The sequence below is a fragment of the Rhizobium leguminosarum bv. trifolii WSM2297 genome (genome assembly GCF_000271845.1).
The window spans coordinates 3,877,835-3,903,056 of the sequence record NZ_JH719395.1 but is presented as its reverse complement, the minus strand read 5'-3'; the positions used below and the strand labels follow the sequence as shown (position 1 = coordinate 3,903,056).

Annotated in this window: 26 protein-coding genes; 14 read left to right on the top strand and 12 right to left on the bottom strand. The window is 61.8% G+C overall.

Annotated elements, in window-relative coordinates; genetic code table 11:
* The first annotated feature begins 13 nt into the window (after positions 1–13).
* Together RLEG4DRAFT_RS34030 and RLEG4DRAFT_RS34025 are read left to right on the top strand one after the other, a co-directional pair.
* A complete protein-coding gene (locus RLEG4DRAFT_RS34030; protein WP_003583658.1) occupies positions 14–697 on the top strand; it encodes a glutathione S-transferase family protein in 684 nt (227 codons plus the stop codon).
* Between the two features lie 126 nt (positions 698–823).
* Entirely contained in the window at positions 824–2,077 is a 1,254-nt protein-coding gene (locus RLEG4DRAFT_RS34025; protein WP_003583656.1) for an aminopeptidase, read from the top strand.
* Here RLEG4DRAFT_RS34025 and RLEG4DRAFT_RS34020 read toward each other — a convergent pair.
* On the bottom strand, positions 2,025–2,936 hold the full coding sequence (locus RLEG4DRAFT_RS34020; protein WP_003583654.1) for an EamA family transporter: 912 nt from the start codon (positions 2,934–2,936) through the stop codon (positions 2,025–2,027). The genes RLEG4DRAFT_RS34025 and RLEG4DRAFT_RS34020 overlap by 53 nt on opposite strands.
* An 81-nt stretch (positions 2,937–3,017) precedes the next feature.
* Here RLEG4DRAFT_RS34020 and RLEG4DRAFT_RS34015 point away from each other — a divergent pair, with 81 nt between their 5' ends.
* Complete coding sequence (locus RLEG4DRAFT_RS34015; RefSeq protein WP_003583653.1) at positions 3,018–3,515, top strand: MarR family winged helix-turn-helix transcriptional regulator; 498 nt, start codon at positions 3,018–3,020, stop codon at positions 3,513–3,515.
* Between the two features lie 423 nt (positions 3,516–3,938).
* On the opposite strand, the gene xseA is transcribed toward RLEG4DRAFT_RS34015, so the two are convergent.
* Positions 3,939–5,516, bottom strand: a complete 1,578-nt coding sequence (gene xseA / locus RLEG4DRAFT_RS34010) for an exodeoxyribonuclease VII large subunit (RefSeq protein ID WP_003583650.1) — start codon at positions 5,514–5,516, stop codon at positions 3,939–3,941.
* A 319-nt stretch (positions 5,517–5,835) separates the two neighbouring features.
* Between xseA and RLEG4DRAFT_RS34005 the strand changes: the two genes are divergently transcribed.
* Positions 5,836–6,081 carry a hypothetical protein gene (locus tag RLEG4DRAFT_RS34005; protein WP_003583648.1) on the top strand — a complete coding sequence of 82 codons (246 nt, stop codon included), beginning with the start codon at positions 5,836–5,838 and terminating at the stop codon, positions 6,079–6,081.
* A 24-nt stretch (positions 6,082–6,105) separates the two neighbouring features.
* On the opposite strand, the gene RLEG4DRAFT_RS34000 is transcribed toward RLEG4DRAFT_RS34005, so the two are convergent.
* The gene (locus tag RLEG4DRAFT_RS34000; RefSeq protein WP_003583646.1) at positions 6,106–7,947 is read right to left on the bottom strand and encodes a hypothetical protein; all 1,842 of its coding nucleotides are present in this window, start codon (positions 7,945–7,947) and stop codon (positions 6,106–6,108) included.
* 159 nt (positions 7,948–8,106) lie between these two features.
* Here RLEG4DRAFT_RS34000 and RLEG4DRAFT_RS33995 point away from each other — a divergent pair, with 159 nt between their 5' ends.
* Entirely contained in the window at positions 8,107–9,111 is a 1,005-nt protein-coding gene (locus tag RLEG4DRAFT_RS33995; protein WP_003583644.1) for a glycosyltransferase, read from the top strand.
* Entirely contained in the window at positions 9,108–9,485 is a 378-nt protein-coding gene (locus RLEG4DRAFT_RS33990) for a GtrA family protein (RefSeq protein WP_003583643.1), read from the top strand. Before RLEG4DRAFT_RS33995 ends, RLEG4DRAFT_RS33990 begins: the two co-directional genes overlap by 4 nt.
* Before the next feature lie 96 nt (positions 9,486–9,581).
* Here the strand turns inward: RLEG4DRAFT_RS33990 and RLEG4DRAFT_RS33985 are convergent, their stop codons facing one another.
* Positions 9,582–10,574 carry a Gfo/Idh/MocA family protein gene (locus RLEG4DRAFT_RS33985; protein WP_003583641.1) on the bottom strand — a complete coding sequence of 331 codons (993 nt, stop codon included), beginning with the start codon at positions 10,572–10,574 and terminating at the stop codon, positions 9,582–9,584.
* 231 nt (positions 10,575–10,805) lie between these two features.
* Between RLEG4DRAFT_RS33985 and RLEG4DRAFT_RS33980 the strand changes: the two genes are divergently transcribed.
* Together RLEG4DRAFT_RS33980 and RLEG4DRAFT_RS33975 are read left to right on the top strand one after the other, a co-directional pair.
* Positions 10,806–11,753, top strand: a complete 948-nt coding sequence (locus RLEG4DRAFT_RS33980; protein ID WP_003583639.1) for an aldo/keto reductase — start codon at positions 10,806–10,808, stop codon at positions 11,751–11,753.
* A 14-nt stretch (positions 11,754–11,767) separates the two neighbouring features.
* Positions 11,768–12,211: a GNAT family N-acetyltransferase gene (locus tag RLEG4DRAFT_RS33975; RefSeq protein ID WP_003583638.1), complete on the top strand. Its 444-nt coding sequence runs from the start codon at positions 11,768–11,770 to the stop codon at positions 12,209–12,211.
* On the opposite strand, the gene RLEG4DRAFT_RS33970 is transcribed toward RLEG4DRAFT_RS33975, so the two are convergent.
* A complete protein-coding gene (locus RLEG4DRAFT_RS33970; RefSeq protein WP_003583636.1) occupies positions 12,201–12,818 on the bottom strand; it encodes a hypothetical protein in 618 nt (205 codons plus the stop codon). The genes RLEG4DRAFT_RS33975 and RLEG4DRAFT_RS33970 overlap by 11 nt on opposite strands.
* A 146-nt stretch (positions 12,819–12,964) precedes the next feature.
* Here RLEG4DRAFT_RS33970 and RLEG4DRAFT_RS33965 point away from each other — a divergent pair, with 146 nt between their 5' ends.
* Positions 12,965–13,462: a ferritin-like domain-containing protein gene (locus tag RLEG4DRAFT_RS33965; protein ID WP_003570984.1), complete on the top strand. Its 498-nt coding sequence runs from the start codon at positions 12,965–12,967 to the stop codon at positions 13,460–13,462.
* A 32-nt stretch (positions 13,463–13,494) separates the two neighbouring features.
* On the opposite strand, the gene RLEG4DRAFT_RS33960 is transcribed toward RLEG4DRAFT_RS33965, so the two are convergent.
* The gene (locus tag RLEG4DRAFT_RS33960; protein ID WP_003583634.1) at positions 13,495–14,403 is read right to left on the bottom strand and encodes a LysR family transcriptional regulator; all 909 of its coding nucleotides are present in this window, start codon (positions 14,401–14,403) and stop codon (positions 13,495–13,497) included.
* A gap of 148 nt (positions 14,404–14,551) precedes the next feature.
* Here RLEG4DRAFT_RS33960 and RLEG4DRAFT_RS33955 point away from each other — a divergent pair, with 148 nt between their 5' ends.
* Together RLEG4DRAFT_RS33955 and RLEG4DRAFT_RS33950 are read left to right on the top strand one after the other, a co-directional pair.
* Entirely contained in the window at positions 14,552–15,547 is a 996-nt protein-coding gene (locus RLEG4DRAFT_RS33955; protein WP_037095000.1) for an aldo/keto reductase, read from the top strand.
* A gap of 107 nt (positions 15,548–15,654) precedes the next feature.
* Positions 15,655–16,014: a nuclear transport factor 2 family protein gene (locus RLEG4DRAFT_RS33950; protein ID WP_003583630.1), complete on the top strand. Its 360-nt coding sequence runs from the start codon at positions 15,655–15,657 to the stop codon at positions 16,012–16,014.
* A 54-nt stretch (positions 16,015–16,068) separates the two neighbouring features.
* Here the strand turns inward: RLEG4DRAFT_RS33950 and pheT are convergent, their stop codons facing one another.
* From pheT to infC, 5 genes are all read right to left on the bottom strand, one after another.
* Positions 16,069–18,498 carry a phenylalanine--tRNA ligase subunit beta gene (gene pheT, locus RLEG4DRAFT_RS33945; protein WP_003583629.1) on the bottom strand — a complete coding sequence of 810 codons (2,430 nt, stop codon included), beginning with the start codon at positions 18,496–18,498 and terminating at the stop codon, positions 16,069–16,071.
* Positions 18,499–18,514: 16 nt separating this feature from the next.
* The gene (gene pheS / locus RLEG4DRAFT_RS33940; protein WP_003583627.1) at positions 18,515–19,597 is read right to left on the bottom strand and encodes a phenylalanine--tRNA ligase subunit alpha; all 1,083 of its coding nucleotides are present in this window, start codon (positions 19,595–19,597) and stop codon (positions 18,515–18,517) included.
* A 144-nt stretch (positions 19,598–19,741) separates the two neighbouring features.
* Positions 19,742–20,146, bottom strand: coding sequence for a 50S ribosomal protein L20 (gene rplT / locus RLEG4DRAFT_RS33935; RefSeq protein WP_003583625.1), 405 nt, complete (start codon positions 20,144–20,146; stop codon positions 19,742–19,744).
* A 38-nt stretch (positions 20,147–20,184) separates the two neighbouring features.
* Entirely contained in the window at positions 20,185–20,388 is a 204-nt protein-coding gene (gene rpmI, locus RLEG4DRAFT_RS33930) for a 50S ribosomal protein L35 (protein ID WP_003570998.1), read from the bottom strand.
* Between the two features lie 312 nt (positions 20,389–20,700).
* On the bottom strand, positions 20,701–21,237 hold the full coding sequence (gene infC, locus RLEG4DRAFT_RS33925; RefSeq protein ID WP_012559640.1) for a translation initiation factor IF-3: 537 nt from the start codon (positions 21,235–21,237) through the stop codon (positions 20,701–20,703).
* Between the two features lie 177 nt (positions 21,238–21,414).
* Between infC and RLEG4DRAFT_RS33920 the strand changes: the two genes are divergently transcribed.
* Positions 21,415–22,245: an alpha/beta hydrolase gene (locus RLEG4DRAFT_RS33920; protein ID WP_003583622.1), complete on the top strand. Its 831-nt coding sequence runs from the start codon at positions 21,415–21,417 to the stop codon at positions 22,243–22,245.
* Between the two features lie 165 nt (positions 22,246–22,410).
* A complete protein-coding gene (locus RLEG4DRAFT_RS33915) occupies positions 22,411–23,010 on the top strand; it encodes a transglutaminase-like cysteine peptidase (protein WP_003583621.1) in 600 nt (199 codons plus the stop codon).
* Positions 23,011–23,439: 429 nt separating this feature from the next.
* Here RLEG4DRAFT_RS33915 and mbfA read toward each other — a convergent pair whose 3' ends face one another.
* Positions 23,440–24,423 (bottom strand): iron exporter MbfA, encoded by a 984-nt coding sequence (mbfA, locus tag RLEG4DRAFT_RS33910; protein WP_003583619.1) that lies wholly within the window; start codon positions 24,421–24,423, stop codon positions 23,440–23,442.
* Positions 24,424–24,593: 170 nt separating this feature from the next.
* Between mbfA and RLEG4DRAFT_RS33905 the strand changes: the two genes are divergently transcribed.
* Positions 24,594–25,061: a group III truncated hemoglobin gene (locus RLEG4DRAFT_RS33905; protein WP_037094500.1), complete on the top strand. Its 468-nt coding sequence runs from the start codon at positions 24,594–24,596 to the stop codon at positions 25,059–25,061.
* Positions 25,062–25,222 lie beyond the last annotated feature (161 nt).

Genomic DNA, 25,222 nt, shown 5'->3' with positions numbered 1-25,222 from the left:
CCGGGAGATTTCCATGAGCAGGCTTACCCTCATCAGCCATCATCTCTGCCCCTATGTGCAGCGCGCCGCGATCGCGCTTCTCGAAAAAGGCGTGGCCTTCGAGCGCATCAACATCGATCTTGCCAACAAGCCGGACTGGTTCCTGAAAATCTCGCCGCTCGGCAAGGTGCCGCTGCTGCGGATCGAAGAGGCGGATGGCAGCGAAGCCGTGCTGTTCGAAAGCAGCGTCATCTGCGAATATCTGGAGGAAACCCAAGCGGGTGCGGCCCTGCACCCGGCCGATCCGCTGATCCGCGCCCGTCATCGCGGCTGGATGGAATTCGGCTCCTCCGTGCTCTCCGACCTCTGGGGTTATGAAACGGCGCAGGATACGGCGCAGTTGGATGCCAAGCGCCAGGCGCTCATCTCCAAATTCGCGACGATCGAGGGCGCGCTGACCGACGGACCCTATTTCGCCGGCAGCAGCTTCAGCCTCGTCGATGCCGTCTTCGCGCCGGTCTTCCGTTATTTCGATCTTTTCGACACGCTTGGTGATAGCGGCATTTTCGACGGGCTCGAGCGGGTCAAACGCTGGCGCCAAGCGCTGTCGGCGCGGGCGAGCGTCAAGGACGCCGTCGGCGAGGATTACCCGCTGCGGCTGATGGAGTTTCTCGAGAAGCACAGCTCGATCCTGCTCAGGCAGCCGGCCGCCGCTTGAGGCCCGCCCAAGCGGCCGGACCGACATCCGGCCGCTTCAATTCGGCAGCGGCGCGCTTCATTTTCGCCGCAAACGGGTCTAAGTCTGCCAGCCTTCCACCGTCGATCACAGAAGGCAGGTTGAACCATGACTTTCATGCCCCAGAGCCAGAATACCATTGATCCCGACAAGCTGGAGAAGCTTGCCGAAGTTGCCGTCAAGGTCGGGCTGCAGTTGCAGGAGGGTCAGGATCTGGTGGTCACCGCGCCTGTCGTGGCGCTGCCGCTCGTCCGCCTGATCACCAAACACGCCTATCAGGCCGGCGCCGGGCTGGTGACCGCCTTCTATTCCGACGAGGAAACGACGCTTTCGCGCTATCAGCATGGCAGCGACGAGAGCTTCGATCGCGCCTCCGATTGGCTCTATGAGGGCATGGCCAAGGCCTATGCCAACGGCGCGGCCCGGCTGGCGGTCGCCGGCGACAATCCGCTGCTGCTGTCCGGGCAGGATGCCGGCAAGGTCGGCCGCGCCAATCGCGCCAACTCCACCGCCTATAAGCCGGCGTTGGAAAAGATCTCGAATTTCGACATCAACTGGAACATCGTCTCCTACCCCAATCCGTCCTGGGCCAAGGTGGTTTTCCCCGACGACCCGGAGCCGATCGCGATCGCCAAGCTCGCCAAGGCGATCTTTGCCGCCTCGCGCGTCGATGTCAGCGATCCGATCGCCGCCTGGGCCGAGCACAATGCCAATCTTGCCAAGCGCTCCGCCTGGCTGAACGGCGAGCGCTTCGCAGCGTTGCATTTCAGGGGACCCGGCACCGACCTGACGGTCGGCCTTGCCGACGGACACGAATGGCATGGTGGCGCTTCCACTGCAAAGAACGGCGTGACCTGCAATCCGAACATCCCGACCGAGGAAGTATTCACCACGCCGCATGCGCTGCGCGTCGAAGGCCATGTGTCGAGTACCAAGCCGCTTTCGCACCAGGGCACGCTGATCGACAATATCCAGGTGCGTTTCGAGGGCGGGCGCATCGTCGAGGCCAAGGCGTCGCGCGGCGAAGAGGTGTTGAACAAGGTGCTCGATACCGACGACGGCGCGCGCCGGCTCGGCGAAGTGGCGCTGGTGCCGCATTCCTCGCCGATCTCGGCCAGCGGCATTCTGTTCTACAACACGCTGTTCGACGAAAACGCCTCCTGCCATATCGCGCTCGGCCAGTGCTATTCCAAGTGCTTCCTTGACGGCGCGACACTGAGCCAGGAAGAGATCAAGGCGCAGGGCGGCAATTCCAGCCTGATCCATATCGACTGGATGATCGGTTCAAACAAGATCGATATCGACGGCATCACGTCGGATGGTTCGCGGGTTCCGGTGATGCGCCAGGGCGAATGGGCCTGACCGGCATCGTCGCGTGCTGACTGAGCCAAACGCCGGCAAGCACCATGGCGAAACCGGCGATCTGTGCCGGCGCCAGGCTCTGGCCGAGCGCCACCCAGCCGAGTAGGGTCGCGACAACAGGGCTCAGAAAGCCGAGCGAGGCGACCGCCGAAGGCTCGATGCGCGACAGGCCGCGAAACCAGAGCAGATAGGTGAAGGCCGCGCCGATCAGGCCGAGATAGGCGATGCCGGCAATGTTTGCGACGCTCGGTGCCGGCAACGCCGGTTCGAGAAAAAGCGCAAAAGGCAGCAACAGGAGGCCGCCTGCCGTCAATTGCCAGGCGGTAAATGTCAGGTTTGACACTGGCGGCGCCCAGCGCCGCGTCAGTACCGTCCCGAAAGCCATCGCGACGGCGCCGGCGAGCCCGGCGGCCACCCCGACTGGATCGAGCCCCGCCTTCGGCGTCAACACCAGCAATCCAACGCCGGCCATGCCGGTAAGACCGGCCAGCACGGCCGGCAGCCGGATCGGCTTGCCGAGGAAAAGCCGCGATAGGGCGATCACGATCAGCGGCTGCACGGCGCCGACCGTTGCGGCAACGCCGCCTGGCAGCCGGTAGGCCGAGACGAAGAGCATCGCCCAGAAGAACGAGAAGTTCAGGGCGCCGAGAATGAAAGCTCTTCCCCACCAGATTCCCCTCGGCAACTTCCGAACGATCAGCAGCAGAAGCAGGCCCGCCGGCAGCGCGCGCAACAGGGCGACCGTCAGCGGATAGCCCTGGGGCAGGAAGGATGTGGTGACGAAATAGGTGCTGCCCCAGATGGCCGGCGCCACGGCGGTCGTCAGGACGTCGGCGAGGTATCGCGGATTTGTCTTCATATCAAGAATCTCTATTTCAAGATAAATTCAGCATAACGCGTTTTATCTTGACGCCAAGATATCGACTGCTATCGATGAAGCATGGATGAAGAGAAGAAAGACCACGTCGACAGGATCCTGGCGCAATGGCGCCGCGAGCGGCCGGACCTCGACGTTGAACCGATGGGCATCCTCGGGCGCCTGAAGCGCCTCGGCACCCATCTCGGCCGCGAAGTGGAAACCGTGCTGCTGAAACACGGCCTTTCCTCCCCCGCCTTCGATGTGCTTGCCACCCTTCGCCGCTCCGGCGCGCCTCACCGGCTTTCGCCGGGCGAGCTTCTGGAGATGACGATGGTCAGTTCCGGGACGATGACGAACCGGATCGACCAGCTGGAGAAGGCGGGCTTCGTCCAGCGCATCCTCAATCCGGAAGACCGGCGCAGCGTGCTGATTGCGCTGACCGACAAGGGGCTTGCCACTGTCGAAGAGGCGGTCAACGCCCATGCCGCCAACCAGCAACGGCTGACCGCAAATCTGAGCGCGGCCGACAAGGCGGAACTCGACAGGTTGCTGCGGAAGTTTCTTTCGGATTTCGAATAGTTTGGGCATTTCTGCCATGCAGTGAAATGCTTGCGGCATGGATACTCGGGTCAAGCCCGAGTATGACGGAGAGTGGGGGTACGGTTGGCAGCAATCGAGACGTCCGAAGCAATTTCAAGCAAAAATGCGCAAGCGGTTTTGACCCGAAGTTACGCAAACAACGATGGCAACTCCAACAAGCCGCCGCGCACTTCGCTATTTGCCACATAGTCTCCCTACCCTCCGTCGTCCTCGGGCTTGACCCGAGGACCCAGGCCGCAAGCACTGCGTTCGCGTCACCACAGCGTCAAATAAAGATCGTTCCACTCGGGATTCATCGCCTCTCGGGTCAAGCCCGAGCAGGACGGAGGGTGGGGCTACGATTGGCAAGAGGCGGGACGCTTGGAGCATTTTTGTTGATTTCTGCGCCGTCACGGAATCGCCCTAGAAAAGGCTTCCCTGCTTCGGCGGACCGCCAAGCTCCGGTTTTGTCGGCCGCTTCTTCGGCGCTATTCCGCCTTCCGTGGTCACGGCGCCGATGCGGCCGTCGGAAAATTCGATCGAGACCGCGGCACCTGCCGAAAGAGCTGCGGCTTGCGACACCGGCCTGTCCTCATCGTCTCGGATCACCGCGTAACCGCGCTTCAGCACATTCTTGTAGGAGAGCGACTGCAGCACGCGATCCTGCGCCGCAAGCGCGGCTTTTGCCCGGATTAGCTGATGCGATGTCGCGGTATCGGCGTGCCGGATGAGATTGGCAAGATGGTCGCGGGTGCGGCCGGTCTGGGCCTGCAGGCGGGCGGGCAACGAGGCGAAGACCGCCTCGGCGCGGCCGACGCGGGATTTCGAACGGTCGATCAGCCGCTCGACCATGCGCTCGGCCCGCACCATGCGCTCGTTCAGCGTTTGGCGGCGCTCGGCGATGCGGTTGGAGAGCACATCAGGGCGCAAATGCGCGGCGACGCGCTCGAAGCCGCGGCGCTTGTTGATGGTGTTGAGCTGCAGACCGCGGCCAAGGCCGGCCGCCGCCTCATCGAAACGCCGGCGCGGCAAGGCGAGAAGCTGATCGAGCGATGGCAAGGCCCGCATCAGGGCGCGGACGGACTGGCGGCGCTGATCCATCTGCCGGTTCATGCAGCCCTGCAGCCGCGCGGCATGAGCCGCAAGCTGCGCTTCAAGCTCCGCCTTGACCGGCACGGCCATTTCCGCAGCCCCGGTCGGTGTGGGCGCTCGGACATCGGCGGCATGGTCAATCAGCGTCCAGTCGGTTTCGTGGCCGACGGCAGAGATCAGCGGTATCCGGCTTTCAGCGGCAGCACGCACGACGATTTCGTCGTTGAAACTCCAGAGATCTTCCAGGCTGCCGCCGCCGCGCGCGACAATCAGCACGTCCGGGCGCGGGGTGGCACCTGAAGGTTCCAGCGCGTTGAAACCGCGGATGGCGTTCGCCACCTCCTCGCCGGACCCCTCGCCCTGCACCTTCACCGGCCAGACCAGGACATGCACGGGAAAACGATCGGAGATGCGGTGGAGGATGTCGCGGATCACGGCGCCGGTCGGCGAGGTGACGACGCCGATCACATGAGGCATGAACGGCAGCCGCTTCTTGCGGGCGGCATCGAACAGGCCTTCGGCGCCGAGCTTGCGCTTGCGCTCCTCGATCAGCGCCATCAGCGCGCCGGCGCCGGCCGGCTCCAGCGTCTCGATGACGATCTGATATTTCGAGGAGCCCGGAAAGGTGGTGACCTTGCCGGTGGCAATCACTTCCATGCCCTCTTCCGGGCGAAATTTCAGCCGCGAGAAGGTACCCTTCCAGATGACCGCGTCGATGCGGGCGCGATCGTCCTTCAGCGCGAAATAGGCATGGCCGGAGGAGTGCGGCCCGCGATAGCCGGATATTTCGCCGCGCACGCGAACCTGATCGAAGGCCGTTTCGACGGTGCGCTTGATCGAGCCGGATAGCTCCGAAACCGAATATTCTGCAAGGTTGGTCGGCGAATCGCTGTCGAAGACGTTGCTCATCCCTTCTTTCTATGTCGATCGGCAGGAAACTGGAAGGTCGCGGCCGCCGCCGAAGCCTGTTTTCCCGGTTATCGAGATCGTTGGCGGCGGCCGTACTCTGCGCCACGCGTCGTCGACATGCGGTCGCGGAGCTTGGCGGATGAACAGCTAAATCGGGCAAATCCGTTTGGTTGCGGAACACATAGTTATAATACGCGTTATAGACGAAAGGGATTGCTAACCACCGCAATACAAAGGCTTTTCGGTGAAGCCTGCCGGTAAATCTTTGTTAGTTGGCGCTTCCTATGCTTCCCCTCGTTATCTCTGGGAAGGTGCTGAAATGATTACTCTCACAGCAGCAGCATTGGGCGTCAGCGCCGGGCAAACGCGCTCGGCTGCCGCGATCGCGTTGATCGCCGCGCTCATTGGAATAACCTTCGCGTTGGCGGCGATAACCTCGCCCGGCCCGGTCTCGATCCTGGCCTTCGGCTACGCCGTCCTCGGCTACAATGCCGGCCTCATGCTCTTTGTACTCGGGCTCTATGCCAATTCGCGCCTTCGCCGCGCGACGCGCGTTTCTCACTAAAGGATTGCCCGAAAACTGCCGGCGTCAATTCGCCGCCGGCCGATAGCGAAAGAACTGAACGCCCACGTTCGCCGTCTTCGGAAGCGGCTCCAGATAGGGCGGTATTTTGCCCTTGCCGAGTTCGGCATAAAGCCCATCCGGTTTCAGCTTGGCAATCTCTCGCGTCTGCAGATCACCGTGACAGAAGCCAAGCACTGTCACCCCGGCCCCCTTGAGGAAGGCTTCCGCCTCCTGCGGCTCTGCCAGCCCGATGTGCAGTTCCGTCAGCATGCCGCCCTGATTGCGGTGATAGGGCGCGGAGAGAACCCGGTTCTGCGTGAAACGCAGGATCGGCACGCCCATTTCCGAGGGTGCGGAGACCAGCCCGGCCGGAAGCCCCGCAAGCGGCGCCAGCGCCTCCCTCGATGTGCAGGAAAGCACCTTTTCCGCCGCCTGCTTCTGCGCGCCATTGCCCATCTGCAGCGAGGCAAGTCCGCCGCCGAGAGCCCAGGCGGCCGGCACGCTGGCGAGAACAGTGACGATATAAACGAAGGCGGCGGCAACGTTCTCGCTGTCGCTGTTGGAAATCCGCCTGATATCGATGATCAGTAAGGCAAGTGGCAGAATGGAGAGCAGGTTCGAGAAAGTCGAGCCGCGCACCTGGACCAGCGCGATCGCCCAACTCGTGACGAGCAGGAAGAGCAGGACCAGATGGATCTGCATGCGGTCGCGCCGAACGATCCGGAAGATGCAGACCGCGATACCGAACAGGCCGGCCGCATAGAAGCCACCGATGGAAAAGGGATCGGTGCGAGCTAGAACGAAGGCCGACTGCGCTTCCGATACATTCCTCAGCCAGAGTTCGACCAGCATCGGATCAAGACTGGCGAGCGGATCGCTCAGGCACTGCGGCGCGATCACGATCGCCGAGCCGAAAACGCCGGCACCGACGAGGCCAAGCGCCGCAAAGCGCAACGGCCGGCTCAGGCGGCTCGCAAACACTGCAGAAAACAGCAGCAGCCCGCCGCCGATCGCCGCCAGGCTGTAATAGCCGAGCGAGAGATTGTCGCAGGTGACCGCCGAATAGAGCCGGGGCGGCACCGTTGCGACAAAGAGAATGCTGATCGCAATTGCCAGCGCCAACCCGAAGGCCATTGCGGCAACGGCTAATTTTTCCCCTTCCCACGCCCAGAGCAAAGCGATGGTCAGACAGACGGCAGCGACGAACGGCGTCGTCTCGGCGCCAATGGCGATGGCGACCGCTGCCGCCATTCCGGCAACCGCATAACTCCAGCCGCGCCGCTGTGGATCCAACAGCATCGCCACCATCGTCGCAACCAGCGCCAGCTGCGCATTGTGATGATCGATGGCGCCCGGCGCGAAACGGTTGCCGGTGAAGATCGCAAGACCGGTCATGCCGAGGCAGATATGCATACCGGCAATACCGCCGATACGCCGCCCGGCAACCGCCATGGCGAGCATGGCGGGAAGGACGAGCGAAACCGGCCAGATAGCGAGCGCCACGGCCTCAGCCGTCTCGTGGGGCGCAAATAGGCCGAAGAACCAGATCAGCGAAGCGATCGGCAGATCGATCAGCCGCGACCAGTGCATCAGCGTGCCGCCACTGAGGCCGAGGCGATATTGCATCAGATCGAACCAGCCCTGCCCGGCGAGAAAATCGCGGACCTCGATGAGACGCATTCCGTCGTCATTGTCGGGACCGACATAATCGGTTGCGGTGGAAAGCCTGGCGACGAGGAGGATGGTGGCGAGAATGACGCTATAGGCAGTGACGGTTGGCCACAGGCGCGTCAGCAGGTCGGACGCCCTTCCCTTGGGGATTTCGGTCGCGAATGATGCATTGGCGATCGGCTGCACAGCGTTCATCGTGGTTAGCGGTCCGTTTCCAGATGAGCAAACCTTAGCCGCCGCCGATCAAGAAAGTGTAAAACTCTTTGCCGCCGCCCCGATTTTGGCTGCGTCATAGGGTCTTATTAACGCCAGGTGGTTTAGGCTCGCCACGGCTTTTGTGTAACGAGTAGAGTCATGGCCCGATCGCATACCCACCCGAACATTGCCGTGCTGCTTCCCTGCTATAACGAGGCAGCGACAATCGGTCCTGTGGTGCGAGGTTTCCGCGCGACGCTGCCGGATGCAGCGATCCACGTCTATGACAATAATTCCACCGACGGCACCGCGCTGCAGGCGATGCTTGCCGGCGCGCAAGTCGTGCGCGAGCGGCGGCAGGGCAAGGGCCACGTCGTGCGCCGTATGTTCGCCGATATCGACGCCGACATTTATATCATCGCCGACGGCGACGGCACTTACGCGCCTGGCGATGCCGAAGAGCTGGTGCGGACACTGCTGACCGAGCGCGCCGACATGGTGGTGGGAACCCGGCGCGGTGTTCATGACGATGCCGGCCGTCAAGGCCATGCGCTCGGCAACCGGCTCTTCAACCTGCTTTATCGGACGATCTTCGGCCCCGACTTCACCGATATCTTTTCCGGCTACCGCGCTTTCTCGCGCCGCTTCGTCAAGAGCTTCCCGGCAGTATCGGGCGGCTTTGAGATCGAAACCGAAATGTCCGTGCACGCCTCCCGGCTGAAGCTGCCGGTCAGCGAGCTGGAGCTCGATTACGGCCGCCGGCCGGAAGGCTCGCATTCCAAGCTTTCGACATTCCGCGACGGCGGCAAGATCCTCTGGATGTTCGCCATGCTGATGAAGGAAACCCGGCCCTTCGCCTTCTTCAGCACGATCAGCGCCATCTTCATGCTGGCCAGCCTCGGTTTCATGGCGCCGGTGCTGGCGGAATATTTTGCGACGGGCCTCGTCAGCCGCATGCCGACCTGGGTGCTGTCGATGGCGCTGATGATGATCTCCTTCATGCTGTTTACCGCTGGCGTCATCCTGGATTCGGTGGCCCGCGCCCGCGCCGAACAGCTTCGAATCCATTATATGAGCCTGGAGACGCCGAGCGCGGTCAAGGCGCCGCTCGGCCAAACAGCGCCGGTATCGCGCGCGCGTCCCGGCAAGGCGGATGCGGCATGAGAAAGCTCATCCGCTTCGCTATTGCCGGCGGCATCGGCTTCCTCGTCGATGCCGGCGTCCTGTCGGCCTTGCTCCATCTGACGCCGCTCGGGCCATTTCTGGCACGGCTCATCGCGATCGCCTGCGCGATGGCGGCGACCTGGGCTTTCAACCGGAGCTTCACCTTCGAGCGCAGCAGTCGTTCGCTTGCCGCCGAAGGCTTTCGCTACGGCTCGGTCGGGGTGACGGCAGCGCTGGTCAATTACGGACTTTATTCCGCGCTTTTGCTGTCGCTGCCGGCACTACAGCCGCTTGCGGCCATGGTGATCGCCAGCATCGCCTCGATGGTGTTCAGCTTCTTCGGCTATTCGCGCTTCGTCTTCCGCGCCGAATGACTAGAGCGCCGCGTGTCCAAAAGGACGCGCTAAGGACGCTCTAACACTTTGAATTGGCGGATAATCCTTTCCGAAAATCGATTCCGATTTTCGGGGTTATGCGCTGACTGCTTCCCAGCCGTCCTTCTCGCTGGCCCGGTAGATCGCGTCGATCACCTTCTGGTTCAGCTTCGAATTTTCGAGCGTGACGATCTCTTGCTTGCCGTCCTTCACCGCCCGGGCGAAGGCTTCGACCTCACGCTTGTACTGACGGCTGTCCTGGAAGCGGAAGATGCGCGATTCATTGTGGCTGCGATCGGCGAGCTCGATCTCCTCCGGCCCCCAGCGATTGGCGTTGAACGGCGACTTGACCTCGATATAGCCGTCTGTGCCGTGGAAAACCATGACCTGGCGGTTGGCCATCTGCGTCGAGATATAGAAGCTCAGTTCGAAATTGCCGAAATCGGCCTTGACGCTCGAATAGACATCCGTGCCGAAATCCGGATCGCGTTCGGTGATCGCCTGGATCCGGAGCGGCTCCTTGCCGGTGGAAAATCGGGTGCTCATCACAGGATAGACGCCGATATCGGGAAGGCCGCCGCCGCCGAGTTCGGGAATGTTGCGCATGTTGGCGGCGTCGCGGTTGAAATAGGTGAAGGCACCCTGCACATGCCGCAGCGAACCGATCGCACCCTCGCCGATCAGCGCGCGTACCTTCTGCCAGACCGGGGCATAGGCGATCATATAGGCTTCGGTGACCACCACGCCGTTGCGGTCGCGGGCAGCAATCACATCGTCGATATCCCCTGATTTCAGCGCGAGCGGTTTTTCGCAGAGCACGTGTTTGCCGGCGTCGGCCGCTTTGATCGACCATTCGATATGCTGCGAGGTCGGCAGCGGGATATAGACGGCATCGATGACGTCGGAGGCCAGCATCTCCTCGTAGGAGCCGAAGGCATGCGGCACCGAGAAGCGGTCGGCCATCTCCCTGGCCCGCGCGAGATCACGGCTGGCAATCGCCGTGACGACGCAGTTCTCCGCATCCTGGATCGCCGGAACGACATTGTCGCGGCCGATCTTCGCCGTAGAAATGATACCGAAACGCAGCATGATTGCCTCCCCAAACTGATGTCCGCGAACCATATTCAGGCCGCCGCTGCGGCGCAATGGCGCGACCTGAAATCACGGAAGTTTGGTTTCCCTGATGCCGGGATCGCGCTAGGTTTCGATAGGGAGAGCATGATGTCGTCCGAAAACCGCTGACACTTTTCGGCATCATGCTCCGGGACGGTGTTCTGCCGGTCCCACGATTTCAATCAGATCACCTTATTGGAGAGCGTCATGGAAATGCGCCGGCTTGGAAAAACAGGGCTTTCGGTCGCGCCGATCGTTATCGGCGGCAATGTCTTCGGCTGGACGGCCGACGAAAAAACATCCTTCGCCATTCTCGACGCCTTCTTCGATGCCGGCCTGAATACGATCGATACGGCAGATGTCTATTCGGCGTGGGTTCCCGGCAACAAGGGCGGCGATTCCGAAGAGATCATCGGGCGTTGGCTGAAGCAGGCGAGGATTTCCCGCGACAGAGCCGTCATCGTCACCAAGGTCGGCTCCGACATGGGACAGGGGAAGACGCTCAAGGAGCGCTATATCCTTAAGGCGGTCGAGGATTCGCTCGGCCGGCTGCAGACTGATTATATCGATCTCTATCTCTCGCACTGGCCGGATGCCGATACGCCGCACGAGGAAACGCTCGGCGCCTTCGCCAAGCTGAAACAGCAAGGCAAGATTCGCGCCATCGGTTGCTCGAATTATGATGCGACGCTGCTGCAGGCTTCCTTCGACGCCGCCGAAAAGGCCGGCCTGCCGCGTTACGATGTGCTGCAGCCGGAATATAATCTCTATGAGCGCGCGAGCTTCGAGGGGCCGCTGGCCGATCTCTGCGTCCGGCAGGATATCGGCGTCATCACCTATTTCAGCCTCGCTGCCGGTTTCCTCACCGGCAAATACCGCAGCAAGGCCGATACGCAGGGCCGCGCCCGCGAGGGCCGGGTTTCGAAGTATCTCGATGGCAAGGGCTTGCGGATCCTGGCGGCACTCGACACGGTTTCGGCCGAGACCGGCGCCAAGCCCGCGGAAATATCGCTCGCCTGGCTCTTGCGCAAGAAGGGCGTGACGGCGCCGATTGCCAGCGCAACCAGCCTTTCGCAGCTTGAAAGCCTGGCGAAATCGGCGACACTTCAGCTTTCCCGAGAGGCGATGGCGCTGCTCGACGAAGCCGGCGCTTAAAAAGAAGAGAGCCAATGACCGTCACGATCCGCGATGCCCGCCCCGAGGACGAAGTCCGCTGGCGCGAACTCTGGGCTGATTATCTCGCCTTTTACGAGGTCACGGTCGATGCCGATATCACCGATCAGACATGGCGCCGGGTCTTCGATCCGGCGTCCTCGATCGCCATGCGCGTCGCCGAGGTCGATGGAGGGCTCATGGGATTTGCACTCTATCTCACCCATGAGGGCACGTGGATCCGCGGCAGGGACTGCTATCTCGAAGACCTGTTCGTCGATCGAGACGCACGCGGCCAGGGTGTCGGACGGGCGCTAATGGATGATCTCATCGCCCTCGGCAAGACAAATGGATGGTCGCGGCTCTATTGGCATACAAGCGAGCAGAACAAGACGGCGCGGGCGCTCTACGACAGCTATGTCGAAAGCGACGGGCACATCCGCTACCGCATCAGTTTTTGAGGGCGGGAAAACTCTCGTACCACTCGGAATGCTGCCCCTCCCAATTCGCCATGCCCGGTTTTGTGAGGATTCCGCGCGGGCTGATATAACTCTGGATCACTCGCTTCGGCCGTTCGTGCCATTGGATATTGAAGGCCCAGAGCTTGGGGAAGAAGCAGAGCGAGGCATAGGGCAGGTGGTCGTGGATCCACCAGGCGAGCCGCTGCCAGTCGCTTTCCTCGCTGTAGCGGTCGACCATCCATGGCACGGCAATGCAGACGGCCGCGCCCATGCAGCCGTCGAAGTCCCGCATATCCCAAATGTGATGCGCAGCGGTGGCGGCATTGGTCGAACAGTTCAGATTATTCTCGTTGCCGAACCTGTTGACATCAGGCGAGCGATAGCCGGAGCGGATATGCAGACGCCCGAAGGTCGCCTCCAGCGGCTCCAGCAATTCCTGGCAAAGCCTCCTGCCCGCCTCGATCGCCAGATCGGGATCCTCAGGGATATTGGGGATGCGATAGAAATCAGCAATTTCGGAATGCAGGAAATCGCGAAGAAAGAAATTTTGCGACAGCCGCACCCGGCCAAGATCCTCCAGTCCCTTCATCGAACCCGGCTTTCGCATGCCTCTCCTCCTTCGCATGACGGCAGAAATCATCGCCCGGCGCAGATTTCCAGTCCACCCGAAATCGATCGGGAACAATTTGCGCGATCCTCGCTTCTTAATGTGTCGCCGCATTCGCGGCCTTCCCCGGAACAAGGATCGAGAACATGGCCAAGGAAAAAACGTTGGAAGATCTCTTCTACGATACGCTGAAGGACATCTATTTTGCCGAACGGCAGATCTTGCGTGCCCTGCCGAAAATGGCGCGCGCCGCCCAATCTCCCGAACTGAAGGCAGGTTTCGAAAAGCACCGCGAGGAAACCGAAGGCCAGGTCGAGCGACTGCAGCAGGTTTTCGAACTGATGGGCAAACGCGCCCAGGGCAAGACCTGCGAGGCGATCCAGGGTATTATCGCCGAGGGCGAGGAAATCATGGAGGAGTTCAAGGGCACAGCGGCGCTCGATGCAGGCCTGATTTCGGCAGCCCAGGCGGTCGAGCATTATGAAATCGCCCGTTATGGCACGCTGAAGACCTGGGCTGCGACGCTCGGCCTCAAGGATGCCGTTCGCCTGCTCGACCAAACGCTGCAGGAAGAAACGGCCACCGACAAGACGCTTTCCCAGCTTGCCACCACCGCGGCAAACCAGAAGGCCAAAGCTGCCTAATGGCATGTGCTAACGGGCGGCCGCCTATTCCCCTATCGGCCGCCCGTCTCCTTCTCGACATATCGGAAAAAATCGATGAAGGCGCGCAGTGCCGGGCGCATCTGTCGCCGGGTGGGATAATAGAGAAACGGCCCCGGATAGGGCGCGCACCAATCTTCCAGCACCCGGACCAAGCTGCCGGCCGCCAGTTCCGCATGCACCCGCATATCGAAGAGATAGGCAAGGCCGGCGCCGTTCACCGCCGCCAGCAGCGCCAGCCGGTCTTCGCTGACAACAAGTGGCCCGTCAACCGCAACGACGAGTTCCCGTCCGTCCTTTTCGAATTCCCAGCGATAGATCGAACCATTGGTGAAGCGCCGCTTGATGCAACGGTGATGGACGAGATCGCGGGGGTGCTGCGGTTTCGGATAGCGCTCGAAATATTCGGGCGACGCGGCAATCACCGTCGTCAGATTAGGTGAAAACCTGACCGCGATCATATCGGCCTCCAGGCTCTCCTCCAGCCTTATGCCGGCATCGAACCCCTCCTTGACGATATCGGTGAAGCCGTCCTCATTGGCGATCTCCAGGGTGATATCGGGATAGAGATTGAGAAAATCGCCGAGGCGCGGGGCAAGCAGCAGATCGGAGGCGAAGCGCGGCGCGGTGATGCGCAGGTTTCCGGCCGGTTTGGCGCGGGTATCGCGAACGGCCTCCAGGGCAATATCGATCTCCTCCAGCGCCGGGCGCAGTCTTTCGAGAAGCTGGCGTCCTTCTTCCGTCGGCGCAACGCTGCGGGTGGTGCGGGCCAGAAGCCTGACACCCAGGCTTTCCTCGAGGCTCGAGATGGCATGGCTGATGGCCGAAGGTGCGACGAGCAGTTCCTTGGCCGCGGCGCGAAAGCTGCGATGCTCCGAGACGGCGGCGAGAACGGCGAGTTGTGAGAGCTGTGTCCTGTTCATTGATCGAAATGATAGAACAGCCTGTTAGAAACTACATGTATTTTCTGACCGATGCCGCAGCGATATGGTTTGTCCGTACCGCAACGACCTCTCGGAGAGCATGACCATGCTCAAGCGGTTCAAAATCAGCTCAGAAAAGGAGCACCTGATGAAAACCCGGAAACTCGGAACCGATCTCACCGTCTCTGCCGTCGGCCTTGGCTGCATGGGGATGAGCTTTGCCTATGGCGCCAGCGACGAGGCGGAATCGGTGAGGACGCTCAATCGCGCCGTCGACCTCGGCGTCACCTTCTTCGATACCGCCGAAGTCTATGGCCCCTTTACCAACGAGGCCCTTATCGGAAAGGTGCTGAAACCGTTCCGCGACCGCGTGGTGATCGCCACCAAGTTCGGCTTCAAGATCGACGCCGCCCAAGCCGGTGCCGCCGCCATCGCCGGCGTCGACAGCCGCCCGGAACATGTGCGGGCGGTCGCCGAAGCTTCGCTGAAGCGGCTCGGCATCGACACCATCGACCTCTTCTACCAGCACCGCGTCGATCCCAACGTGCCGATCGAAGAGACGGTCGGCGCCATGGCCGAGCTGGTCAGGGAAGGCAAGGTCCGCGCTCTCGGCCTTTCGGAAGCCGGCAGCGCCACCATCCGCCGCGCGCATGCGGTCCATCCGATCGCAGCGCTGCAGAGCGAATATTCGCTGTGGACGCGCGATCCCGAGGAGGATGTGCTTGCCACCTGCCGCGAACTCGGCATCGGCTTCGTGCCCTACAGCCCGCTCGGCCGCGGTTTCCTGACGGGAGCGATCCGCAAGCCGGAGGATCTTGCAGCCGATGATTTCCGCCGGCAGGTGCCGCGTTTCCAGGCGGAAAATTTCGACGCCAATGCCGCCCTCGTCGCCACGCTCGAGCGGCTTGCCGCCGAAAAAGCCGTGACAGCGGCACAGCTTGCGCTGGCCTGGGTGCTGGGCCAGGGCGACGACATCGTGCCGATCCCCGGCGCTCGCAAGCTTCACCATCTCGAACAGAATGCCGCCGCGGCCGATATCAAGCTCAGTGCGGCGGAGCTTAAGCAGCTCGGCGAGTTGATCCCCCTCGGCGGGGTGGCCGGCAAGCGCTATTCCGATGCCTCGCTTGCCATGACTAACCTCTGAGCCTCGACCTAAGCAAAGAGCGAAAGCCCGGCCTGATGCAGCCGACCGGGCTTGCCTTCGCGGCCGACGAAACTATCTAAGGCCATCTCGGAAAACGGGATGAAAACATGTCGGACAGGCAGGCAGTCGAACAGACGGTTCACCTCTATGTCGAAGGCATGGCCTTCGCCAATGAGGCGGCCTTGAAAAAGGCCTTTCACCCGAAAAGCTCGATCATCGGCTATTACCAGAACGCCGTCGAATGGCTGACGCGGGACGAATTCATTGCCGCCATTCTGGCGGAGGAGCCGGCTCCGCCCGGCACGCAGCCCTTCATGGACATCCAGAGCGTCGACGTCGAGGGCGATGCGGCCAGCGTCAAGGTGACCGACGATTTCGCCGGAATGCGCTTTACCGATTATCTCTCGCTGCTGAAGATCGAAGGCCGATGGACGATCGTCAGCAAGCTCTACCATCTTCACACATGAAAAGACCGGCCGCTGCGGCGACCGGTCCATTCTCTCGGCAAAGGCCGAGGAAAATCAGCTTCTGAGAACGCCGCCGGTGAATTTTGTCACGCTGGCGACGATCTTCTGCGTCAGTGCTTCGAAATCCTCATCCGTCAGCGTGCGCTTGACCGGCTGGATCTGCACCTCGATCGCCACCGACTTCTTGCCCTCGCCGACCGATGCGCCTTCGAAGATGTCGAAGACATTGACGCCGGTCACCAACTTGCGATCGGCGCCGGTTGCAGCCTTGACTATGGCGCCGGCTTCGACCGTCTTGTCGACGACGAAGGCGAAGTCGCGGCGCACGACCTGGAAGGGCGACAGTTCGAGCGCCGGCTTGGTGCGCGTCGCCTTGCGCTTGGCCTCCGGCATGGCGTCGACATAGACTTCGAAACCGCAGAGCGCGCCGGAGACATCGAGCGCTTCGAGCGTCAGCGGATGGAATTCGCCGAAATAGCCGAGCACCACCTTCGGCCCCATCTTGATCGTGCCGGAGCGGCCGGGATGATACCATTCCGGGCCACCCTGCTCGATCTGGATATTGCCCATCGGCAGGCCGCAGGCTTCGAGGACGGCGAGCGCATCGGCCTTGGCGTCGAAGATGTCGACCGGCTTGCCACCGCCCTTGGCGGCGTTCGACCACATGCGGCCGGCGCCGGCAAGCGAGGCCGTCCCGCGGCGGATGCCGCCGGCGACGCGACGCTGGCCTTCCGGCCTGTCGTTTTCGTAGGTGCCCGAGACTTCGAAGATCGCGACGTCGCCATAGCCCTTGTCGGCATTGCGCTGGGCAGCCGTCAGCAGGCCCGGCAGAAGCGAGGGGCGCATATCCGACATTTCGGCGGCGATCGGATTGGCAAGCTTGAGGGCCGGCGAACCGCCGCCGAAAAGCTTTGCCTGATCCTCCGGAATGAACGACCAGGTGACGGCTTCGAGCATTCCGCGCGAAGCCAGCGCGCGCTTGGCGATGCGGGTGCGGATCTGCAGCGTCGTCAGGATCTTGCCGTTGACGGCAGCATGGCTTTCGAGCGGCGCAGGCTTGATGTTGTCGACGCCGTGGATGCGCATGATCTCCTCGACGAGATCGGGCTTGCCGTCGACATCGGGACGCCAGGAAGGAACGGCGACGGAGCAAGAACCGACATCGCCGCCCTTGACGATCGAGAAACCTAGCCGGCTTAGGATCTGCTTCATCTCTTCGACGGGAATTTCGAGACCGGTCAGGCGCCTGACCTCGGAGAATGGAAACTCGACGATCTTCGGCTGATAACCCTTGTAGCCGACGATCTCGGCCTTGGCGGCTGTGCCGCCGCAGAGTTCCAGCACCAGTTCCGTCGTGCGTTCGAGGCCGGGAACCATATATTCCGGATCGACGCCGCGTTCGAAGCGGTAGCGGGCATCGGTGATGATGCCGAGGCTGCGGCCTGACTTGGCGATGTTCATCGGATCCCAGAGGGCCGATTCAATCAGCACGTCGACGGTGTTCTCGTCGCAGCCGGAATGCTCGCCGCCCATGATGCCGCCGATCGATTCGATGCCGTCTTCATCTGATATGACGACATTGTTGGGACTGAGCTTGTATTCGCGCTGGTCGAGCGCCAGCACGGTCTCGCCTTCGGCAGCGCGGCGGACGGTGAGGTTCCCCTTGACCTTGGCGGCGTCGAAGACGTGCATCGGCCGGCCTTGATCGAAGGTCATGTAGTTGGTGATATCGACCAGCGCGTTAATCGGGCGCAGGCCGATGGCGAGAAGCCGCTGCTGCATCCAGCGCGGGCTCGGACCGTTCTTGACGCCGCGCACGAGGCGCAGGCTGAAGCCCGGGCAGAGCTTGGGGTCGTCGAGATCGAGCGTCAGCTTTACCGGCGTCTCGCCGTCGACGGCGAAGGACGGCGCGGGCCGGGCCTTCAGCGTGCCGAGGCCGGAAGCAGCGAGATCGCGGGCGATGCCGTGGATCGAGGTGCAGTCCGGCCGGTTGGGCGTCAGATTGATCTCGATGACCGGGTCGTCGAGATGCGCATAGGCGGCATAACTCTTTCCGACCGGCGCATCCTCAGGCAGATCGATGATGCCGTCGTGACTGTCGGAGATCTCCAGCTCCTTTTCGGAGCACATCATGCCATGGCTTTCGACGCCGCGGATATTGCCGACGGCAAGCGTCACATCGATGCCGGGAACATAGGTTCCGGGTGCGGCAAAGGCGCCGACGAGGCCGGCGCGCGCATTCGGCGCGCCGCAGACCACCTGGACCGGTGCGCCGGCACCGGTATCGACCATCAGCACCTTCAGGCGATCGGCCTGGGGATGTTTTTCCGCGGAAACGACTCTGGCGATGACGAAGGGCTTGAACGCCGCCTTGTCGTCGACATCCTCGACCTCCAGCCCGATCTGGGTGAGGCGCGTGCAGATTTCATCGAGGCCGGCATCCGTTTCCAGATGTTCCTTCAGCCAGGAGAGCGTGAATTTCATCGTCCCAATTCTCCGTTCAAGCGCTGAGGCCGCCGAACAGCGTCGGCATATCGAGCGGGCGGAAGCCGTAATGCGTCATCCAGCGGACGTCGGCATTGAAGAAGTCGCGCAGGTCGGGCATGCCGTATTTCAGCATGGCGATGCGGTCGAGGCCCATGCCCCAGGCAAAACCCTGATATTCGTCCGGATCGAGCCCGCCGTAACGCAGCACGTTCGGATGGACCATGCCGCAGCCGAGGATCTCCATCCAATCGGTGCCTTCGCCGAACTTGACGATCGGGCCTGAGCGGTCGCACTGGATATCGACCTCGAAGGAGGGCTCGGTGAAGGGGAAGAAGGACGGGCGAAAACGCATCATCACGCCGTCGACCTCGAAGAAGGTCTTGCAGAATTCCTCGAGAACCCAACGGAGGTTTGCGACATTGGCCTTCTTGTCGATGACCAGACCTTCGACCTGATGGAACATCGGCGAATGCGTGGCGTCCGAATCCTGGCGGTAGGTCTTGCCGGGGATGATGATGCGGATCGGCGGCTTCTGCGTCTCCATGGTGCGCACCTGTACCGGCGAGGTATGGGTGCGCAGCACCTTGCGCTCACCCTTCTCGTCCGGATGGAAGAAGAAGGTGTCGTGCATCTCGCGGGCCGGATGGCCTTCCGGGAAGTTCAGCGCGGTGAAATTGTAATAATCGCTCTCGATATCGGGACCTTCGGCGATCGAGAAGCCCATGTCGGCGAAGATCGCGGTGATTTCATCAACGATCTGGCTGATCGGGTGGATGCGGCCGCGCTCGGCGGGCGAGGAGCGCACCGGTAGGCTGACATCGACAGTCTCGGCCTTCAGGCGGGCGTTGACCGCCGCCATTTTCAGCACCGACTTGCGTTCAGCGATGGCGTCCGTCACGTCGTTCTTCAGGGCGTTGATCGCCGCCCCGCGGGTCTGGCGTTCCTCCGGCGTCATGGCGCCCAGCGTCTTCAGGAGTTCGGAGACCGAGCCTTTCTTGCCGAGGGCGGAGACTCGCACAGCTTCGAGCGCAGGCTCATCACCAGCGGCGGCAATTTCGGCAAGCAAAGGCGATTTAAGCTGGTCGATATCTGACATTGTCTTCTTTCCGTCCAGATCAGGCGGGGTTCGAAAGGCAGGCTGGAGAGGCCGGCGCAAGGGGTACAGAGAAAGAAAAACCCGCGCTAGCCCAAACCAGCGCGGGTTTCCCAAATCATAAATTCAAAGCTTGGGAAGCGCTGGTTACTTGACCGCGCCTTCAAACTCGTTCGCCGTGCCGGCTTCCTTGAGGTACTCAAGAGCCTTCTTGGCAGCGCCGACCAGTGCGCCGAATGCTTCCGGCTCGTGGATCGCCATGTCGGAGAGAACCTTGCGGTCGACTTCGATGCCGGCCTTGTTCAGGCCGTCAATGAAGCGGCCGTAGGTCAGGCCGAATTCGCGGACAGCAGCGTTGATGCGCTGGATCCAGAGCGCACGGAAGTTGCGCTTGTTGACCTTGCGGTCGCGGTAGGCGTACTGCTTCGACCGATCGACAGCGGCCTTGGCGGTACGGATGGTGTTCTTGCGGCGGCCGTAAAAGCCCTTGGCGGCCTTCAGAACCTTCTTATGCTTGGCATGGGCAGCGACGCCCCTTTTTACACGTGCCATATCATGATCTCCTTAAATCTAGCGTTCGCGGACGAGTCTCAGAGACCGTTCGGCAGGTAATTCTTGATAACCTTGCGGCCATCCGGTTCTGCGAGAACCATGGTGCCACGTGCATCGCGAATGAACTTGTTGGTACGCTTGATCATGCCATGGCGCTTGCCGGCAGCGGCAGCCTTGACCTTGCCGGTTGCGGTGATCTTGAACCGCTTCTTGGCAGAGGACTTCGTCTTCATCTTGGGCATTTTGCTACTCCTTCTGTCCTCCCTGCGCGCTTTATCAAAAAAGCCCTCTCGCGAAGTCCGGTTCTCCGGCCGTCGCAACAAGGTGCGGGAGCGTTTGTTGTTGATCTGCGGCATCGGCGATGAACCGTTCCGCAAGCATTCGAAACTGCCACGGCATGCCCTGCCGGTCAGTTCGGACGCGCGCTTATAACCGCAGCGTCCTGAAAGTGCAACGGGGCTGCCGAGGAATCTTCTGCATGGCCGCAAGCACAAGGGGCGAAAGCACAAAAGCCGCCCTTGCGGACGGCCTTGGGGCAAAAAAGTGCCTGGCGCTTACTTCGGCGCCAGTACCATCATCATTTGGCGGCCTTCGAGCTTGGGCTCGGCTTCGACCTTGGCGAATTCGGTCGTATCGGCCTTGACCTGCTGAAGGAGCTTCATGCCGAGTTCCTGGTGGGCCATTTCACGGCCGCGGAACTTCAGCGTCACCTTGACCTTGTCGCCTTCGTCGAAGAAGCGACCCATCGCCTTCATCTTCACCTCATAATCATGGGTGTCGATGTTCGGGCGCATCTTGATTTCTTTGACTTCGACGATCTTCTGCTTCTTGCGCGCTTCGGCAGCCTTCTTCTGGTTGGCATATTTCAGCTTGCCCAGATCGAGGATCTTGCACACAGGCGGTTCGACATTGGGGGAAATTTCGACGAGATCGAGGCCGGCTTCCTCAGCCATTCTCAAGGCCTGGTCGGTAGGCACGACGCCCATATTCTCGCCGTCAGCCCCGATCAGCTGAACTTTGGGAATGCGGATTTCACGGTTCGAGCGCGGTCCGTCCTTCACGGGCGCGTCGGTTTTAAAAGGTCTGCGAATGGTCGTATTCTCCTCGCGTTGTTTTCGGAACGTTGCAGCCTCGCGCTCCCAATCAGGGTGCACAAACGTGTCGCGTCATCGCTGCAACGGAGTCAATATCATCCTTTAGCGGAAAAATCACCCGCTGTCAGCCTGCCAAGAATCTGTTTATAGGCCAAAACAATAGGAGGTTCGCCGATGTCCGATCAGATGCCCGATGCCCAGCCGCAGTTCCTGACGGTCGGCGAGGGAGAGGCTGCGCGGGAGATCGCCATGATCGTCCGTCCGGCGCAGGCTGGCTGCGGCGCACCGGCGCTCGTCTGGTTATCCGGCTATCGCTCCGACATGAGCGGCACCAAGGCGGTGGAGCTCGACGGCCTGGCGGGCGAACTTGGGCTCGCCTGCATCCGCCTCGACTATTCCGGCCACGGGCTTTCGAGCGGCAGCTTTAGCGACGGCACGATCTCGCGCTGGCTGGAGGAGGCGCTGGCCGTCATCCGTCATGTCGCCCCCGAACGGGTGGTCCTCGTCGGCTCGTCGATGGGCGGCTGGATCGCGCTCAGGCTGGCGCAGGAACTTGCCCGCCCGGAGCTCGCAGGCCCGAAACTCGCAGGGATGGTGCTGATTGCACCGGCGCCGGATTTCACCTCCGAGCTGATCGAACCGAACCTCAAGGCCAAGGAGCGCAAATCGCTCGCCGAGCGCGGCTATTTCGAAGAGCGTTCGCAATATAGCCCGGAGCCGAACATCTATACCAGGGCACTGATCGAGGACGGCCGGCAAAACCGGGTGCTCGACGGCATCATCGAAACGGGCTGCCCGGTGCATATCCTCCAGGGCATGAAGGATGCCGACGTGCCGCATGCACATGCAATGAAACTGGTCGAACATCTTCCCGCCGACGACGTGGTGCTGACCTTCATCCGTGACGGCGACCACCGCCTTTCCCGCCCCGGCGATATCGCCTTGCTCCTCAGCGCCGTGAAAGGCATCATTCGTTCATCAACAAATATGCAGATGCCCATTTGAGCGGCACCAACGTAGAAACTCCCCTAACGTAAGCTGCCAACCCGTTGCATTTTAACCATGTCGGCGAGTCGAAAGGCGCTCCCAAGAAGTAACGATTGACTCTTCTCGGCCCTCTCCATTAACACTTTGTTAATAAATAAGGGGCGATGCGAGGAAAGAGCGGGCGTGCGGATCAAAGGTATTTTTGTGGCCATGATGGCCATGTTTGCGATGGCGACGGCCGCCATACCGGCCCCCAGCAGAAATGCTTCCATGGTGACGGGCAATGCCACCTCACAGCCGATCGGCCACTATGATTTCTGTCAGATCCACCGCAGCGAGTGCGGTGCAAACCGCAATTCCGGCCCGGTCGAGATGACGCCGGCAAAGTGGTCGCTGGTGCGTTCGGTCAACGCCACCGTCAACCGCACGATCACGCCGATGACCGACAAGGAAATCTACGGCAGGGATGAAGTCTGGGCCTACCCGACCACCGCCGGCGATTGCGAGGATTTCGCGCTGCTCAAGCGCCGCATGCTGATCCAGCGCGGCTTTTCGGCCGCCGATCTGCTGATGACCGTGGTGCGCAAGCCTGATGGCGAAGGCCACGCCGTGCTGACGCTGCGCACCGCCGAGGGCGACTTCGTGCTCGACAACCTCGCCTCCGAGGTCAAGCCGTGGTTCGGGACGCCCTATTCCTTCGTCAAGCGCCAGTCGAGCTACAATGCCGGCCGCTGGGTCACCATCGAAAATGGCCGCGACGTTCTGGTCGGCGCGCTGCGGTAAGGATTTCCGGGGGGAATGTGGGGAAGAGGCCGGCAATTTGCCGGCCTTTTTGTTTGAGGGGACTCTTCCGCTTCAGCGCCTTCTCCAGCCTTTCACTTGCGCTCAAGGCGTTCGTCGCTAGCGCTCCTCACCCCCCTCATCTGCCCTGACGGGCATCTTCTCCCCGCTGGGGAGAAGATAAGCAAGGCGCATTCTCTCGTTTCCCCAAAGGATGCTTTCAAGAGGGCGAGACGTTTCTGCACATCCCTTCTCCCCAGCGGCCGGCAGGCAGATGAGGGGTGAGCGGCACGGCCGCGAATGCACTGAGCGTAGGCGAAGGGCAATGTCGCTCCTCTCTCCAGCCTCATCCCGAGGTGGGCAGCCCACAGGGCGGGCTGCCCCTTGCGGAGCATCTCAGGATGAGGGCTGACGTTGCGCCCCGACCGCGCCTCACCCATTGCCGATCAAAATGCCGGCGCCGAGCACCAGGCCGCCGCCGAGCACGACCTGGAAGGCGGCGCGCAGGAACGGGGTTTCCATGAACCGGTTCTGGATGAAGGCGATTGCCCAGAGTTCGAAGAAGACGATGACGGCGGCGGTGATCGTCGCTGTCCAGAAGTGCGGGATCAGATAGGGCAGCGCGTGTCCGAGACCGCCGAGCGCCGTCATGATGCCGCAGGCAAGGCCGCGCTTGACCGGTGAGCCCCGGCCGGAGATCTTGCCGTCATCATGGGCGGCTTCGGTGAAGCCCATCGAAATGCCGGCGCCGACGGAGGCCGAAAGGCCGACGAGGAATGTCTGCCAGGTATCCTGCGTGGCGAAGGCTGCGGCGAAAATCGGCGCCAGCGTCGAAACCGAACCGTCCATTAGCCCGGCAAGGCCCGGCTGCACATAGGTCAGCACGAATTGCCGGCGCACCGTCTCGTCCTCGTCATGCTTGACATCCTCGGGCGTATGTTTGTCGCCCAGCATGCGGGCGATATCTTCATGCCCTTGTTCGGCAAGTGCGAGATCGCCGAGAAGCTCACGAGTCGAAGCGTCCGAGGTCCGTTTTGCCGCCTCGACATAGAAACGATAGGCCTGCTCCTCCATCGCCTCGGTTTCCTGGCGCATCGCATCGAGCGACAGGTTTGCCCGGAGCCAGTCGGGCTTGCGCTCATAGAAACCCTGCACATGCTCGCGTCGGATCAGCGGAATGCGCTCACCGAAACGCTGCCGATGGATTTCGAACAACGACTTGCGATGGGTGTCCTCGACCTCGGCCATGTCATCGAAGACCTTGGCGGAGGCAGGAAATTCATTTCGCAACTTGTCGGCATAGGCGCGATAGATGCGGGCATCGTCCTCCTCCGAGGCGATCGCCAGGGCGAGAATCTCCTGCTCGGACAGCGATTCGAAAGACCGTTTCGAGGATCCGAAAAACCGGGCCAGCATGATTTTCTCCAATTTTTAGAATAATTCTAAACCTAAAGAAGCAGGCAATGATGGTCAAGGGCGTGTGGAGATCGGTGACAGATTGCCGTAAGCGGGAACGGACGGCTTTGGCTTGCTATCGTAAACACCTATATGGGGGCTGCCGCATCACGCGGCGCCGGGGTTTTGGAATGGACAATGAGATTCAGGGCCGCCCTGCCCATGTCGCGGCGATCCGCGAAAGGGCGGAGGCCGAGATGCGGGAAATGGGCGTCGACGCGGCCTTCATCGACAGGCTGGTCGAGACCTTTTACGCACGTGTGCTGGCGCATCCGGATCTCGGTCCCATCTTCGACGCCAGGCTGTCCGGCCGCTGGCCGGCGCATATGGCGAAGATGAAGAGCTTCTGGTCGGCCGTCGCCTTCCGCAGCGGCGCCTATGGCGGCAAGCCGGTGCAGGCGCATACCGGCGTTTCGAACCTGACGCCCGATCTGTTTCCGAAATGGCTGTCGCTGTTTGCCGCAACGCTCGACGATGTCGCTCCGTCACCGGAGGCCAAGGCCTGGTTCATGGCGACGGCGGAGCGGATCGCCAAGAGCCTGACGCTGTCGCTGTTCTACAATCCGGCGCTCGACGACCCGGCGCGGACGACCCGCTGATCCATCCTAGGCCGATAGCGGCAGCTTCCCAGCGTCATTCGATTTGACCAGGGCGGAAGTCAATTGCCGCCCTCGTCCATCAAACGGATCGGCGCGTGGTTTGCCAGCGCCCTTTGCCAGCCCGACCCGCTGCTGCATGCCGCCGTAGATATTGAAATTCC